Origin of the sequence: Paraburkholderia sediminicola (genome assembly GCF_046027355.1) — a bacterium.
GTDB lineage: Bacteria > Pseudomonadota > Gammaproteobacteria > Burkholderiales > Burkholderiaceae > Paraburkholderia > Paraburkholderia sediminicola_B.
The window spans coordinates 17,546-31,716 of record NZ_JAQQEK010000042.1 but is presented as its reverse complement, the minus strand read 5'-3'; the positions used below and the strand labels follow the sequence as shown (position 1 = coordinate 31,716).

The window sequence follows — 14,171 nt, the reverse complement described above, 5'->3', positions numbered from 1 at the left end:
TTTGAACAGCTGATCGCGAACTACCGCGTTGGGTCAATTCGGTGCGTTTGCCGTCGGCCCGGGTTCGGCCATCTACGGCCATTCGCCCGCACTTTCACACGGACATTCGAACGTCGGCTCCACTACCAGACACCGGACGTTCGTGCGCGGATCATATCGGTCGCGTCGTGGCGCTGACGGGCATCGCGGGTCGCATGCTCGCACAGGCAATGGCGGGCGAGGCCGCCCTTCGAGCTGTTCGCGAAGCCAAGGCATGCGCGCTTTCCTGGCGGCCCGTCATTTCGCGTCCCGGCGCTCGATCTCGGCATGCTGGATCAGCAGATTCGCGAACTGTTCTGAAACGAAGCGCGACGACCAGCACGTTTCCCTTTGCACCAGAAGCGACAACAGACCTCGCTTCCTGACCGTCCGGACCGGCCATTGAGTCCGCCCGGGCGGGTGATGCGTCACGCCACTGTCATCGTCTGCGATCCCTGCTTTTCCTAAGTATGCCTGGCGACTGGATATGAGTATTCCCGCACGGAGTTTCCCCTTTCGAGCGAACACCATGTGGTTTCTGGCGTGGTTCCGGGCGGGTGCGCCGCTGGACGCCTGCCCCCCGCACGATTGTTTCAGAAAGGAAGCAGCTGCAAATGAGAAATCGATAGCCGTGTTGCGATTGGCGAAATGTGAAAGTTAGCGCCGCGGCCCTGTTAAGCGCCATTTACGGACGGCTTGCGACCGCTAATCCATTAGTTAGCCAGACTGCGCTGTTCTGAAAGAGGCCGGGAAATGCTCAAAAGTCAGGACTACCAGCCAGCGCTGTGCAGGCACGAGGAAGTCGCCTTCTGGTGCGCCGCACGACGTTGCGTATCGGCACGAGGCCCACCGGGAGGTGGCTGGAGCGCTTCCATTTCTCTCTAGCTGCGAGGTGAAACCATGAAAATTAAATCGTTGTTAGGCATTGCAGTTGCTTCGGTGGCTTTTGCGCCATCGCTGCAATCCATTCCAGCATGGGCCGATGGTCCGAAGTCCGCTTATGACAACGGCGGGACGGATGCATCGCTCGACCCCGGTGACGAACGTATGACCGCCGATGAGGAAAACCAGGCACGTCAGAAAGACCTGAGCAATGCCTACCATAGTGGATACGTTGCTCGGGCGAAGGAGGACGCCGAGACGTACGCTTCTTTGCGGGATCAGTTGAAGAGTCCGGCTAAGCAGGTCCAGTCGCACGATGTGCCGCCGCTCCCGCCCGCCATGCCAGACGACGAGGCCTTGCAGGCGCCCGTCCCCGTCCCCCAACCGCACGTCGCCCAGCGCGCATTGCCGGCCCAGCCCGGGTATCAGATGGTTGCGCAGCAGCCGCAGTACGCGCCACCGTCGACGCGTTACCAGCAGGCGCCCGTCTATGCGCAAGCGCCGGTTTTTGAAAGCGGTCCGTCGAACTATCCGCAGCCGGTGTACGTGCAACAGGCCTATGCAGCGCCCCCTCCACCGGCTGTCCAGTACGTTCCGGTCTATCCCCAGGAGGAGGTGCAGGAATACCCGGTTCAGGCCGTGGTGCAGCCGGTCGTCGCCGTTGCCAGTCCCATTGCCTATCCGGTCTACCGGGCGGGATACTGGGCCGGGTCATTTCCCCGTCCGTACCGCCAAGGGCCCATGATCTACCAGGTCTCGCAATAGCGGAGGGCGCGGGCCAGGGTCGGTTCCAGGCCCGCGCCCGCGAGGCAGAGGATCTTCGGGTCGACCCGTAAACCCTGACTACTGCACGAGCCGGGCTCGCAGGCGCGAATATTCCGCTTCCGAAATGGCCCCTGCCGATTTCAGACGGCCAAGCTTTTCGATCTCGTCGGTTACGCCGAAACCAGCGGCTTGGTGCAGATCATCGCGAGTCTGCTTCTCCCGCTCCTGATTGCGCTCGGCTATGCCACGGCCCTGCGTAGGTTTATGCCGAACACATAAAAGACAGGAGTCGGCCGATGCTGTTGAAAAAGTCGCTGACCGTCTCTCTCACAAGGTTTTTAGGGGTCTTCCTACCCTTAACCTGCGTTCGCCAGCGGTTTGTAGGCCGATCTAAGAGGTCGTTTTTCTCACCGGCGATTTGAGAAAGCAGAGCAGCGACTTTTTCAACAGCATCGCCCAGATAGCTGACGGTCACGCACCGACCGAGGGCGCTTCATCATCGGCCAATAAGGATGGTCGCCCGCTGCATGCAAGGATATGGATCGCAACGGTGAGAGGCCATCCGTGCCGGTAAGGGCGGTAACGATTGCGGCCGACAAAGAAGGGCAGATCCAGGTCGCCGTCAGTGTTGCTCGCCGGCGGCGCCCTGCGTGCAACCAACACGATTGGACGTTTGCATCATCGCAGCACTATTGGCATGTCACACTCACATTGGAGATGTCGCCATCCGGCACAGTGCCGGTGCCATTCGTCACTACGCAGGTCCGCGTTGGTGGGATCGGCTGCGCCGAGACCGTAACCGAATAAACATCACCGTATCGCACCTTCGTGGGAAAGTTGAAACTGCCGTTAGCTGCGAGAGCGAGGGAATTCGTGTCGTTGTTTTGCAGCGTGATGGTCGTACCCGGTGCGAGGCCATTCAGTGTGCCACCCAACGTATGACTGTTTGGGGTACAGACGACATTAACATTTGCGTCGGCCGGGCCGTAGCCGCTGCCATCCTGGTGGTGGATGGTGCATGACTGCCCGACTGGCTGGGTTAGAACCGTGACACTAAAGTTGCGAGAACTGTCCACCGTATTGTTAAACGAAAATCCTCCGTTGTTGCTCAGCGTCAGATTGTCGGTGCCGTTATCTTGAAGGGTAACCGAACTGTTGGCGAGAAGCCCGGAAAGGCTGCCACCGACCGTATAGCAAGTGCCCTCGTCCAGACAGTCGGAACCACCCCCGCACGAAGACAATGTCAGTGCTATCGCAGCAGCCGCCAGATACGGGCGACGATGAAACAGCTGATGCGCGCTTTCGGCTGAGGAGTATGCGGAGTTCATCTAGATCAACCTTAGGTCTGCATCAAAAGGGCTACTTTGCGTCGTCGCGGACAGCGTGTGTCGGCGCTCGACGATCAAAATAAGGTCGTTCGGGGAACCGACCGTCGCACTGGAATCATCACGACCTATGCTCACACCGGGCAGGACCACTGTCGGCGGCCATGTCGGCTGTGTCAAACCGCACGCTTCAATCGAGGCTTGTCGAAGCTGTGCTGGCGAGAACAGCGCACAACACTTCAGTCGTCATTCAAGCATCGTTTGACACGCCAGCGTGACCCATATGACGGCGGGCAAGCATCCCAGCACCGAACTGTGGAGCGCAGTCGTGATAACTGTGCGTGTTGCGCAGATCGCGAGAGCGGTTGGCTTACCCGACAACCTGCGAATAAATTCTTACCAAATCATTACGAAGGCTATGCTTCGCATCCGTCCGCGACAACCGGGCAAACCCGAGCGTGCACTGCAGCAAACCGTTTTGTAACAAAAGCTGTCGCTGTGCTGGCGCCGGGTTTGATCCGAGGTAATTTTGCAAACCTGCGCATGCGCGATTCAGTACGCCACATGAACGGTCCGGGCCTGAAAGGCGGCTTCCGAAGTGCAATGAGTCGCCATCCGGGGCCACAACTGACCCGACACCACGAACCGCGAGTGAATGACCGCTGCACCCTAGAATCGGACGGCTAAGTCGGGCTTGGTCCGACGTGCGTAGTGGGTCGACATGAGCCAAAACGCATCGGGCAGCATGCGGCCGATGCTGTTGAAAAAGTCGCTGCTCTGCTTTCTCAAATCGCCGGTGAGAAAAACGACCTCTTAGATCGGCCTACAAACCGCTGGCGAACGCAGGTTAAGGGTAGGAAGACCCCTAAAAACCTTGTGAGAGAGACGGTCAGCGACTTTTTCAACAGCATCGGCCATCTACGGCCATTGGCTCACGCTGTCACACGGACATTCGAACGGCGGCTCCGCCCAGACAACGGACCGTCGTGTGCGGATCATGCCTGTCGCGTCGTCGGTCTTTACTGACGGTCGCGGTTCGCGGGCAAAGGCAAACCAGCACCGCGACGTGGATGCATCCGGAAGGGCGAAGGGATCACCGTAACTCTTACCGGCCTTTCGCTGGAAAGAGATCAGGCGTTCGTCAGTATCGGTTAGGCAGACGTATCGCCGCATATGTCGGCAAGCAGTTCTACTGTGCTGCGGAAGCGAGCGTGGTGTGGACGCTGCTGGTCGCACCTGGTGTCGTGTGCGGCAGCGCGCTGCCGGGTGACGGCCACTCATCCACATCTGCCAGCAGCCGGACGGCAAGTGACAAAAGGCCATGCAGCCGCCCAAATCAAAAAGCCACGGGCCTCGCCCCGTGGCAATTCACCAGCGGAGAAACCAGGCCCGCCAGGATGATCTTCCAGCTATTCGACGCTCCAGTAGAACGCCGCCTGCGTGCTGCCTTTGCTGGCAATGCTGACGGTCTTCGTCTGATCGCGGTCCTTGTGGGTCGCGTGCACCGTATAGCGGCCGGGACGCAGCTTGACCAGCATGAACGGGCCGAGCGAATCGGCTTGCAGCACCTCGTTGTTATGTGCGTCGACGATCCGGACGTGGACATCAGCGAGAAAGTCCGATCCCGGTCCGATAAACTGCATCGACAGCGGCCAGTGGGTTCGCGCGCGCTCCAGCGCCGTCGATTCGTCCTGGCCGACGCCGCCCGACACGTAGGACACGTCGCCCTGTTGCTGGATCCGCGGCAAGCCTGCGACGTTTGCGTTACCGGCGCGGCTGGTGTCAGTGACAGTGCCGCCGACCGCTTCCGTGGCCTGCGCCGCAACCGGGCTGCCCGCAAGGCCGAACGCTAACGCCGCCACGAGGGCCGCAGCGAGAACCATACGCTTGTTGGTTGGTGCTTTCATAGCATCCTCCTTTCATCTGAACATCTGGATTGCGCTGAAAATTGCTGGTACGCCCCAGTCCGCGTTGATAGACGGGACGGCGCCTTCCTCTTGCAAATCTGTTGTTTACCTCTGAGCCGCCACACCGATGCCGTGTACCCCACGATCAACTCTCCGGAGGCGGCGGCGAACCCGGCGGCGGCGGTGGTGGAGGCACATTACGGCCAGCGGCCGGCGCGGTCATCAGGCGGCCGGAGAGCGGAACGCGATCGCCGGCCGTGTACATGCATTGCACGTATGCGGAGTCGTAGCGGCGCTGCACCTCATCCGCGGAAGTCTGCGCAGCGCCAGCGCCTAGCCCGCTACCCGCCAGCAAGCCGGCACCCGCGCCCACGGCGGCGCCACGGCCGCCATTGAACGCCGCGCCTGCAGCGGCACCGAGTGCCGTACCTAGCGCGGCGCTGCCCACCCCGCTGGCGGTTGCTGCCTGGTTTGCCGAGACGCCGCCCACCTGTCCGGATGCAAATTGCCTGCACGAGCCGTCGTCGATGCGGAACTGGTCGAAGGTCTTGCCGGTGCCCGGCAGTGCCATTACGCTGGGAGCCGTCGGCGCGATCGTGCAGGCGCTCACGCAGGTCAGCGAGGCGAGTAGGACGAACGCAGAGCGTTTCATTTCATATTCCCCCGGGTCGTCAATTGGCTGATGCCGGCTGGGCCGGCACTTCACGCCACCCACCAGGGCATTCCTTCGCATACGGGTAGTAAGCTTTCGACGCGTCGCAGTAGTACCAGGACCCGTCCGGTTGCGCCTGTCCGGCTGACGCCTGCCCTTGTTCGACGTAGTTGTCCGGGACGGCGGGCACGGCGACGACAGGCGGGTAGTAATACGGAACCGGGGCCACCGGATAGTAGTACGGGTATGCCGGCCCGACCAGGACACGGACGCGAGCGGCATGCGCTGCGCCGCTCGCACAACCAGCGGCAACAGCTAACAGCATGATGAGAGTTTTTAGCCGTTTCATAATGTTCTCCTAAGCAAATAGATAGAACACACATAAATCGCGAACCGCACTGAATTGCGATCACCAAAAGCAGTATTGAACGACAAGCCATTTCCGTCAGAAATAGAATTGCCGCGGTATCGCTGGATTTTTCCGGCTATTACACGGCAGGCTTCAGCACAATTCCGGAGTGCGCTCGCCGCTGACCGTCAGAAAAGCCCTGTCGCCCGGGACGTCGAGTCTTGGCCGGATTGATCCACGGAGCGAAGGCGACGATCTTGATCGACTCGCCGGGTGCCGATGTTGACCTGCAAAAGAGACCCGATGTGGCCGGACCGATTGCTGGACGGGAAGCCCCGAACAAGCTCGTGGTCTGCGATTGCAGCCGGTCGAACTCGTCGAAGAGGTCGCTCCCGAAGTAGAGGTCACTCATGGTCGTATCCTCCTTCAAGACGCTGAAAAGAGGCGAACGGGCGTACGCGCTCCAGTCCGCCTGCCAGGCCTCGGGCAAACAAATCGAAACACGCAGCGCGCTAACGCGACTGCCTGAGCGAAACCCAGAATAGGAACGCCTCCGCGAAATTTCAAGGGGGTGCGCCGGATGGTCGCAGGAGCGCGAAGACCGTCGGGACGCCGCGAGTTTCGCTCACTGAATCGGCGGCACCGAGCCGAGTTTTTGTGCGAGCAGGCGTTCATAGACGCCAAAATTCAGCTCGACCTCGGCCTGCGCAACCGTGTTCACCATCAGCGTCAGCTGCTCGGGCAGCAAGCCGAGCACGGTAGCCAGCGCCACCTCTAACTGTGCGGCGCAAAGGCGGTCTTCCGCCACGGTGGTGCCGACGACGACGTCATACGCGTTGTCCTGATCCCGAAACACGACTTCCACGAGCCGCGCACGCGCGCTCATGTTGTTTTCAATCGCGAGACGCGCCACGTCGGCGACCGTGCGCAACGTCTCTGTCGGAAAACCTCTTGTCGAGCGAAGCCTCACCCTGTGTTTGCCCAGCGTCAGCCATTCCACGTCGAAATCCATACTCGTCTCCTTATGAAAAAACGCAATGCGTGCCGAGAATAAGGGCAGCAAAGCGGATTTCAAGGCCCGCGCGACGTCACCCTTCGGCCATCCAACGCACCCCTTGAAATTTCGCGCGGGCGTTCCTATTCTGGGTTCCGTTCAGGCAGTCGCGTTATCGCGCTGCGTGTTTCGATTTGTTTGCCCGAGGCATGGCAGGCGAACTGGAGCGCGTACGCCCGTTCGCCTTCCTTTCATGTTTGAAAAGGAGGATACGACCATGAGTGATCTCTACTTCGGGAGCGACCTCTTCAGCGAATTCAACCGCTTGCAGCGGCAGATCGATGAACTCTTCGGAGGCTCCCCATCAAGCATCCGCTCCATCAGACGCGGTGCTTTCCCGCAAGTTAACCTCGGCGTCACCGACGACACCATCGAGATCGTCGCATTCGCGCCAGGCATGAAGCCGGACAAACTCGATGTTTCGATCGACAAGGGCCTGGTGACGATCAGCGGCGAGCGCAAGTCAGCAACGCCCGACGGCGACAGCGACCGGAAGGTCTACGCCGGGGAGCGCTTCGCCGGCACCTTCAGGCGGGTCATCGAACTCCCGCAGAACGCTAACCCTGACAAGGTGCAGGCGCGTTATGTGGACGGCTGTCTGTGTGTGACGGTGAGCAAGCACGAGTCGTCGAAGCCCCGGTCGATTACGGTCCAATGATTTGAGGAGAGAGCCATGAGCGATACCACTCAAGTTATCGAACGCGAACAGCCAACCAGCGTGACGCCGAGCACGCAGGCGAAGTCCGCGGAACGCAGGGCAACCATCGTGCCGGCCGTCGATGTTTTCGAGGACCAAACGGGCATCACGGTTATGGCCGATCTGCCCGGCGTTTCGAAGGACCGGCTCGATGTAAAGGTGCAGGACGGCAACCTCGTGATCGAGGCCGAGGCCCGCGTGCCGACACCCGACGGCTTGCGGCTGCGGCATGCCGAAATGCCTGCGCCCAGCTACTTCCGGGCCTTCACGCTGAGTCCGGACTTCGACACGGCAAAGATCGAGGCGAACCTGCAGGACGGCGTGCTGACACTGCGCATTCCGCGCAGCGAAAATGCGCGGCCGCGACGCATCGAGGTCAAGGTCGGGTAACCCCGAGCACACCATTACGACAATGAGGAAACCAGGTGGCGCCCCACGGAGCGCCACCACTGCACTTCTGGGAGTTTGCAATGGAAAGCGTCACACAGGAGTCCTGGAAAGGGCATCAAATCAACATCCGTACTGTGCCGGTTCGACACATTCAGACGCCGGTATCCGCCCCTGACGGCTATGTGGCGATCGTGCAGATCTGCATGAACGGCGACGTGCTGGCGGACTGGCACCTGCCGCGTCACGGCGAACGGTGGCACAGTCAGCGGGAAGCTGAACGCGAAGCCATGCAATACGCCGTTCAACTGATCAATCGCGGTGTGTTGGGTGAACCGGTGCAAGCGTTGGGTTTGGCCGCGTAGCAGGTTGGAGCGATGTCGGATCTTTCCACGCGCACTTCACGCAAATCATCATGCAATTTGTAGGAGGTTGAAATGAACACTGACCTGAGTATATGGAACCCGTTCAAATTCCTGCGCAAAACGCAAACTGAAAAAGCCGGTGAGCAAACTTCGTCCATTGCACCGACGTCGAAGCACTGGCTGGCCGAGTGGCCCGATGTGTCCCGGCTCTTCTCATCGGACCCGTGGCGGGTGATGGGCGAGTTGCTGCACGATCCGTTCGCAGGCGTCAGTGGTCTTGACCGATGGTTCGGCGACTTCAGTTCGTCGCGGTTCCAGCCACGCGTCGATGTCGTCGACGACGGCGACGCGCTGCGCATCGCCGCTGAGCTGCCGGGCATGGAGCGCGAAGATTTGCAGACGTCCATCGAAGACGGCGTCCTCGTTCTGCGTGGCGAGAAGAAGCAGGACACGCGGAGCGAGGAAAACGGCTGCTACCGGCTGGAACGGTCGTACGGCGCATTCACTCGCATGATCCCGCTGCCCGATGGGGTCGACGTCGACAAGGTGGATGCAAAGTTTGACAAAGGCGTCCTGACGCTTCGTTTGCCAAAAACGGCTTCCGCCGGCTCCGCAGTCAGGAAGATCGAGATCAAATGAGTTCTTCGGCGCGTAGGGTCGAACGGTAGCGTGCCCGGGCGGCGTGGCATTTATTCGCCACGCGCCCGGCGGCACTGCGGGACCGACGCCGCTAACGGTGCGCATACGACACGCTCAAAAGAGGTTCGCAAACACGCTCCAACGAGCAAGGGAACCTTGACCCACACAGGTATAGCTGGAAACAACCCACCTACGACAGCAACCATGAACAACCTGGAAGCTCACCATGAATGAGAACAGGAATGTGGCCAGCAGAGTGATGAACGCACTGCGGTTGGAGCCGTGCGTCCTTGGCTTTTACGAGCGCTTCGAACAGGTAGTCGCGCATATCCTGAGCGGCGTCATTTCCGTAATCATCGCCATATCACTGTGGCAACTCATCCGCGCGGTAGTCGTATTGCTCGTGTGGGAAGCGCTGAACCCGCTGGATCATGCTGTGTTCCAGACGGTCTTCGGCATGATCATGACGTTGTTGATCGCGATGGAATTCAAGCACTCCATCATCCGCGTGATGCTTCGACGCGACCATATCGTGCAGGTGAAAACGGTCGTGCTGATTGCTTTGCTCGCGATCGCGCGCAAATTCATCATTCTTGATCCGAACACCGATCCGTACCGAATTGGCGCGCTGGCCGCCGCACTCCTTGCACTGGGCGGGGTCTATTGGCTCATGCGTCAGCGCGATGATCGGGTGGAAGCGGAAAGCTCCCCGGAATGACATTGATCGCCGCCGCTCTCGCGGCGGAGGCGCCGGCCACGCGCGATCGCAAAGGGTGAGCAGAGCCCCGTCACCTTCGCGCGCGCCTCATCCTTATTCAAGAGCAGTTCGAGCCGACCGCGATCCGTGCCCGTCCGGAAAGGCCGTGAACGTTTCGGCGTCCGCGGGCTCACGGATGACAGTTGAACCCGTGACCGGCCATCCGATTGTCAAAGACGAACGCTCCTTCATCGGCCTTTCCGGACGGTCACGGATCGCGTGAAAAGGTCGATCAGCACCGCGCGGGTGTCCGCTTTCGGAAGGGCGGCGGGATCACTCCCAACCTGGAGCGACCTGTAGCTCACCGAAACGCGATCGGCTCGAACTGCTCTTGAATAAGGATGAGGTCCGGCTTCGTCGATGTGGCGCCTCGCACAACGAGCCATTCTGCGATGGTTCGCTCAAGAAGGCCGGGTTTATGAGCATCTACCACGAAGTCGAAGGCGTCCGCTACATCAACTACTGACCATCCCTAACCCTCTTCGGGTTGCGTCGTCACTCTGGTGGCGTGTTGCACTCTCAGTCATAGCTGACGCCCGATCACAAGTCGCGGCACATCAAATCGTTACACACCGCGCGCAGGTGACTTCCACATCTGCGCGACGGATTCCTTGCTCGTCTTGTCTGATACGGTTTTTCTGCGTAAATCTGAGTCTGTTTTTTTGTGCTCTCAACGTTCAAACTGATACCTGCGTAAGCGCGTGATACGCGGTGAAGCCGTATAGATGCCTGCTTGCAGAGACGAACTGCGGGCCGATGTGTTACAAGCCGCCATAGTCACGCGCAGGAGGATAGGCGGCGCCGAACGCACTTAATTTTACGCGTTTGGCGGCCGGCGCCTGAATCGCAGAGCACTGCATCCGCTAACGTCGTGAAGCGACTTGGTTGCTCCCCCTCGGAACTTCCGGTTAGTGACTCTCAACCCCGGAAGCTTTTGGCGCCGTCTAAGCGGCGCCTTTTTTTTGTGCGTGGTGTCCATCCGGACGCTAGGGCTCAATCTGATTCGCCGGATATAAGAGTGCAAAACGTCACAGTTGTTCGAGAGCATGAAGAGAAGATGTCTCGCATACAGGCAGTGCTGAACGGCGATGAGCCTTCAATCGTTTACCAGCCGATCTACTCGATCGCCCCTCGTCGGATGATAGGCCTTGAGTGCCTATCACGGTTCTCGGCCACGCCGACTCGTGCGCCAAGCCAGTGGTTTGCCGATGCCGTCGACGTTGGCATGGTTGTCCCACTGGAGCTCAAGGTAATTCGCAAGGCACTTGCGGAGATGCCGGCCGGTCGGGAATTCTATCTGGCGGTCAATTCGTCCCCGGAAACCATCTTGAGTGGCGAACTTGAGGCTGTGTTTGCTGATATGGAGAGCGATCGTATTGTCGTGGAAATCACGGAATCTGCCTGCGTCCCCGACTACGACAAACTGATCCGGGCGCTCGAACCGCTGCGAAGCCGTTCAGTCCGCATTGCTGTGGATGATGTGGGTGCGGGCTTCGCCAATATGCGGCACATCATCAATCTCCATCCTGAGTTTATCAAGCTCGATTCGAGCTTGATTCGAGGCATCGATACCGATGCCAGAAGACGCGCACTTGTGGCGGCGATGGTCTCGTTTGCTACGGAGACTGGCAGCCAGATCGTCGCCGAGGGGGTCGAGACGGCCAAAGAATTGGACGTGTTGAAGTCGCTCGGTGTCACAAGTGCGCAAGGATACTTTCTTGCTCGGCCAGTGCGCCTCGCCATCGCAACCCGACTGCTCTGAAGTTCGCAGTGGGGAACGGCGTGCCATTCGCACGCAGCGTGCGAGACACCACACAAAGCCACGCGCATCGCACGGATATAAGGAAAGAATGTTTGCAGTAAGCCAGCAGCGTAACGGCGTGAGACTCGTCGATAAATCATCTTTTCGCATAACTAAATCACTGTTTGTTATGCTTTTTCTCCTCGCGGCATTGGAACCTCCCGCGCACGCGAGCACGAGCAGGGATAGTGCAATCGGTGACGTGGGGCACCGCATCGCTGCGTTTGCGCAAGGATTGTCGGAGATGATTGCTCCGACTCACACTGCGGGTCTGCAATTCGGCACCGTCTGCACGCTTCCCGTCATGCCGCCCGCGCCTGCAGCGTTGGCGGGTCCAGTCGCCGGCCCGATAGGGCAGGTGGACGCTCGCCAACTGCATTGCATTTCAATGCTCGCCCCGTCGGAGATTGGCGTCGGGGCGTTTGTCAGCGCGTCCGACACGAATGTCATTCCTGACGCATCCGTAGCAGTGAGCCCTCTTATCGTCGCTCAGACCAGCGTGCCGTTTAGCATGGACACGTCGGCACGGGAGCCGGTTTCTGCGGCTGTTATGGATGCTGCCCCCCCGCCCGAAAAGTTGCCGACGATGGCCGAGTGCGGAGAGGATCGCGCGTGCGTTGAGCAAGCGGCGCCTGTGTCACACGAAGAAATTTTGCAAGCTGAACCGTCGTCGCAAACGTCCAGTTCTCCTTCTGTCGATCCTCTGGCCGTGCTCTTCGGCGCCCAAGTGTTGATCGCACTGGGGCTTCTTGGTCTTTTGGCCCTTGGATGTTGGACGCTCTATAGGCGGCAGTTTACGCCGCAAGCAAGGCTCGTTCGCGCGGCAAAAAAGGGATTGAGACGTGGGGAATTTTGCCTGGAGTATCAGCCGGTGATCAGTCTTCGCCGGGGCAAATGCGTCGGCATCGAAGCAGTGCTTCGTTGGGGTAACCTTGAATTTGGTTTGCTCGGGCCAGCGCACTACATGAACCATCTCGAACGCAGCAAAGTGACCGGTCCTCTGACTCGATTCATGCTTGCCACCGCAGCCAGCGAGATCGCAACGCTCAACGCTGCGAAATCGTTGTATATCGCGGTGAAGGTCTCAGCCGCTCACATGGCTGCCGACAACTTTGTGTCAGAAGTTCGGGATTCGGCCAAGGGGCTATTGCCCCGCCTGGTTCTGGAAGTGACGGAGAGCGATTGTGCGGACGTCACATCACGGGTGCTGGAATCGCTGGAAGCATTGAGGAAAGACGGGGTTCGATTCGCGCTCGCGGGTGCCGGTTTGGATCCGGTCAACTTCCGCTTGCTCAGGACGTTCGATTTCGAGCTAATCAAGATGGACAGGGAGGTGCTCGCTCTTGACAGCGACGAGCGGGTGTCACGCCTCGCGGCGATGTCAGATGTCGCTCACAGCGTAGGCGCTATGGTCGTAGCCGACGGAGTCGAAAACGCCGCTCACCACCAGGCGCTCAGCACGTCGCGAACCGATCTTGGCCAAGGTTTTTTCTACAGTCGATCGCTGACCATTGGTCGCCTCGAAGCATTCCTTGAGAGCGGTGGACCGTCACGTCTTGCCGGGAGAATTCACAGGAAGCGAGACAGCGAACGGGGCGGCTCACTGCGTCCGCGCTCGCTAACCAAGACTTCGAATTCACAAGGTCGCGGGTCTAACCTGACCTAGACGACCGTAGAAGTCTGTCGGCAAACACTGTTAGCCATTCGATAAGTAGGCGTCGATCAGCACCTGATAACCGACCTACGATGGTCAAGATGGCCTTCGCTTGGTCATCTTCCCTGTCGGAGGTTTCTGTCACCAATTGGTCCAGTTTGCACTCGTAGATATCCGCCAACTCCGCCAAACGAACTACCGTTGGAATAGCAACGCCTCTCTCCATCCGAGAGATAGCTTCTTGCCCGATGCCGAGTCTTTCCGCGACCTGCTCTTGAGTGAGATTCGCCATCGTGCGGCGGTAGGCAATAGCTCTCCCTACAACTCGTGCCAGTGGCATTCGGTCATTCTTGTTCACTTTACCTCCGGTCAATACACTACCTAAATAGTGGCAATACAACCTATTGACATGAAGGGCTTAATAGGGTGTTATACACCCTATTAGGTGGCATATAGAAGCGAACGATCGCGCGTAAACGTCACCCGGCAAGAGCTATCAGGGCGGGTATGTCTCGACCAAAGGGCTTGCGTCCGAAGCGAATCGCCGAAAGACAGCGGCTGACGCACAGCCTTGAGACCCGAACTTCATCGACTGCGCGCTCGCCCTGATCGATAGACGCTGGCAAAAGGGAGGCAGTCATACGACCGCAAGGTCATGACAGTGAATATATTATGCGTTACAAGAAGTTGGCGACGGAAATCGCAGGGCTTATTAAGCGCGGCGATCTCGCCCCAGGTATGCGTCTCCCGTCTGTGCGGCAGGCGACCAAGTCATATGGTGTAAGCCCGGCAACCGTCGCGCACGCATATCAATCGTTGGAATCTCAGGGGCTGATTGAGACGCGCCCACGTGCAGGGCATTTCGTATCACTGCAAGCGGGGCAGACATCGCTTGGATCGTCGTTCGTGAGACCGACCC

At 59.4% G+C, this 14,171-nt stretch carries 16 protein-coding genes and 2 pseudogenes; 10 read left to right on the top strand and 8 right to left on the bottom strand.

Going from position 1 to position 14,171, the window contains the following annotated elements; translation table 11 throughout:
- Positions 1–158: 158 nt before the first annotated feature.
- Together PQR42_RS39960 and PQR42_RS39955 are read left to right on the top strand one after the other, a co-directional pair.
- A pseudogene (locus tag PQR42_RS39960) lies at positions 159–339 on the top strand (FAD-dependent oxidoreductase); the annotation flags it as partial.
- A 579-nt stretch (positions 340–918) separates the two neighbouring features.
- A complete protein-coding gene (locus tag PQR42_RS39955; RefSeq protein WP_408391502.1) occupies positions 919–1,665 on the top strand; it encodes a hypothetical protein in 747 nt (248 codons plus the stop codon).
- A 78-nt stretch (positions 1,666–1,743) separates the two neighbouring features.
- Here PQR42_RS39955 and PQR42_RS39950 read toward each other — a convergent pair whose 3' ends face one another.
- From PQR42_RS39950 to PQR42_RS39920, 7 genes are all read right to left on the bottom strand, one after another.
- Positions 1,744–1,827 carry an SHOCT domain-containing protein gene (locus tag PQR42_RS39950; protein ID WP_408495269.1) on the bottom strand — a complete coding sequence of 28 codons (84 nt, stop codon included), beginning with the start codon at positions 1,825–1,827 and terminating at the stop codon, positions 1,744–1,746.
- Positions 1,828–2,354: 527 nt separating this feature from the next.
- Positions 2,355–2,993 (bottom strand): hypothetical protein, encoded by a 639-nt coding sequence (locus PQR42_RS39945; RefSeq protein WP_408221049.1) that lies wholly within the window; start codon positions 2,991–2,993, stop codon positions 2,355–2,357.
- 1,406 nt (positions 2,994–4,399) lie between these two features.
- A complete protein-coding gene (locus tag PQR42_RS39940) occupies positions 4,400–4,897 on the bottom strand; it encodes a carboxypeptidase regulatory-like domain-containing protein (protein WP_408495256.1) in 498 nt (165 codons plus the stop codon).
- Positions 4,898–5,042: 145 nt separating this feature from the next.
- Positions 5,043–5,549, bottom strand: coding sequence for a hypothetical protein (locus PQR42_RS39935; RefSeq protein WP_408391498.1), 507 nt, complete (start codon positions 5,547–5,549; stop codon positions 5,043–5,045).
- A gap of 19 nt (positions 5,550–5,568) precedes the next feature.
- Positions 5,569–5,898: a hypothetical protein gene (locus PQR42_RS39930; protein WP_408221047.1), complete on the bottom strand. Its 330-nt coding sequence runs from the start codon at positions 5,896–5,898 to the stop codon at positions 5,569–5,571.
- Between the two features lie 139 nt (positions 5,899–6,037).
- Complete coding sequence (locus tag PQR42_RS39925; RefSeq protein WP_408391496.1) at positions 6,038–6,310, bottom strand: hypothetical protein; 273 nt, start codon at positions 6,308–6,310, stop codon at positions 6,038–6,040.
- A 213-nt stretch (positions 6,311–6,523) separates the two neighbouring features.
- Complete coding sequence (locus PQR42_RS39920; protein ID WP_408391494.1) at positions 6,524–6,910, bottom strand: hypothetical protein; 387 nt, start codon at positions 6,908–6,910, stop codon at positions 6,524–6,526.
- 259 nt (positions 6,911–7,169) lie between these two features.
- Here PQR42_RS39920 and PQR42_RS39915 point away from each other — a divergent pair, with 259 nt between their 5' ends.
- The 7 genes from PQR42_RS39915 to PQR42_RS39885 all read left to right on the top strand — a co-directional run bounded on the left by PQR42_RS39915 (position 7,170) and on the right by PQR42_RS39885 (position 13,264).
- Positions 7,170–7,610, top strand: coding sequence for an Hsp20/alpha crystallin family protein (locus PQR42_RS39915; protein WP_408391492.1), 441 nt, complete (start codon positions 7,170–7,172; stop codon positions 7,608–7,610).
- Between the two features lie 15 nt (positions 7,611–7,625).
- Positions 7,626–8,039: an Hsp20/alpha crystallin family protein gene (locus tag PQR42_RS39910; protein ID WP_408221039.1), complete on the top strand. Its 414-nt coding sequence runs from the start codon at positions 7,626–7,628 to the stop codon at positions 8,037–8,039.
- Between the two features lie 80 nt (positions 8,040–8,119).
- Positions 8,120–8,401 carry a hypothetical protein gene (locus tag PQR42_RS39905; RefSeq protein WP_408391490.1) on the top strand — a complete coding sequence of 94 codons (282 nt, stop codon included), beginning with the start codon at positions 8,120–8,122 and terminating at the stop codon, positions 8,399–8,401.
- 72 nt (positions 8,402–8,473) lie between these two features.
- On the top strand, positions 8,474–9,040 hold the full coding sequence (locus PQR42_RS39900) for an Hsp20/alpha crystallin family protein (protein WP_408391488.1): 567 nt from the start codon (positions 8,474–8,476) through the stop codon (positions 9,038–9,040).
- Between the two features lie 259 nt (positions 9,041–9,299).
- Complete coding sequence (locus tag PQR42_RS39895) at positions 9,300–9,758, top strand: phosphate-starvation-inducible PsiE family protein (protein ID WP_408391486.1); 459 nt, start codon at positions 9,300–9,302, stop codon at positions 9,756–9,758.
- 1,057 nt (positions 9,759–10,815) lie between these two features.
- Complete coding sequence (locus tag PQR42_RS39890; protein WP_408391484.1) at positions 10,816–11,559, top strand: EAL domain-containing protein; 744 nt, start codon at positions 10,816–10,818, stop codon at positions 11,557–11,559.
- Positions 11,560–11,842: 283 nt separating this feature from the next.
- The gene (locus tag PQR42_RS39885; protein ID WP_408391481.1) at positions 11,843–13,264 is read left to right on the top strand and encodes an EAL domain-containing protein; all 1,422 of its coding nucleotides are present in this window, start codon (positions 11,843–11,845) and stop codon (positions 13,262–13,264) included.
- On the opposite strand, the gene PQR42_RS39880 is transcribed toward PQR42_RS39885, so the two are convergent.
- Positions 13,251–13,592: a helix-turn-helix domain-containing protein gene (locus PQR42_RS39880; protein ID WP_408221055.1), complete on the bottom strand. Its 342-nt coding sequence runs from the start codon at positions 13,590–13,592 to the stop codon at positions 13,251–13,253. The two genes, PQR42_RS39885 and PQR42_RS39880, sit on opposite strands and share 14 nt — an antisense overlap.
- A gap of 332 nt (positions 13,593–13,924) precedes the next feature.
- Between PQR42_RS39880 and PQR42_RS39875 the strand changes: the two are divergent.
- Positions 13,925–14,107 (top strand): annotated as a pseudogene (locus PQR42_RS39875) (GntR family transcriptional regulator); the annotation flags it as partial.
- Positions 14,108–14,171 lie beyond the last annotated feature (64 nt).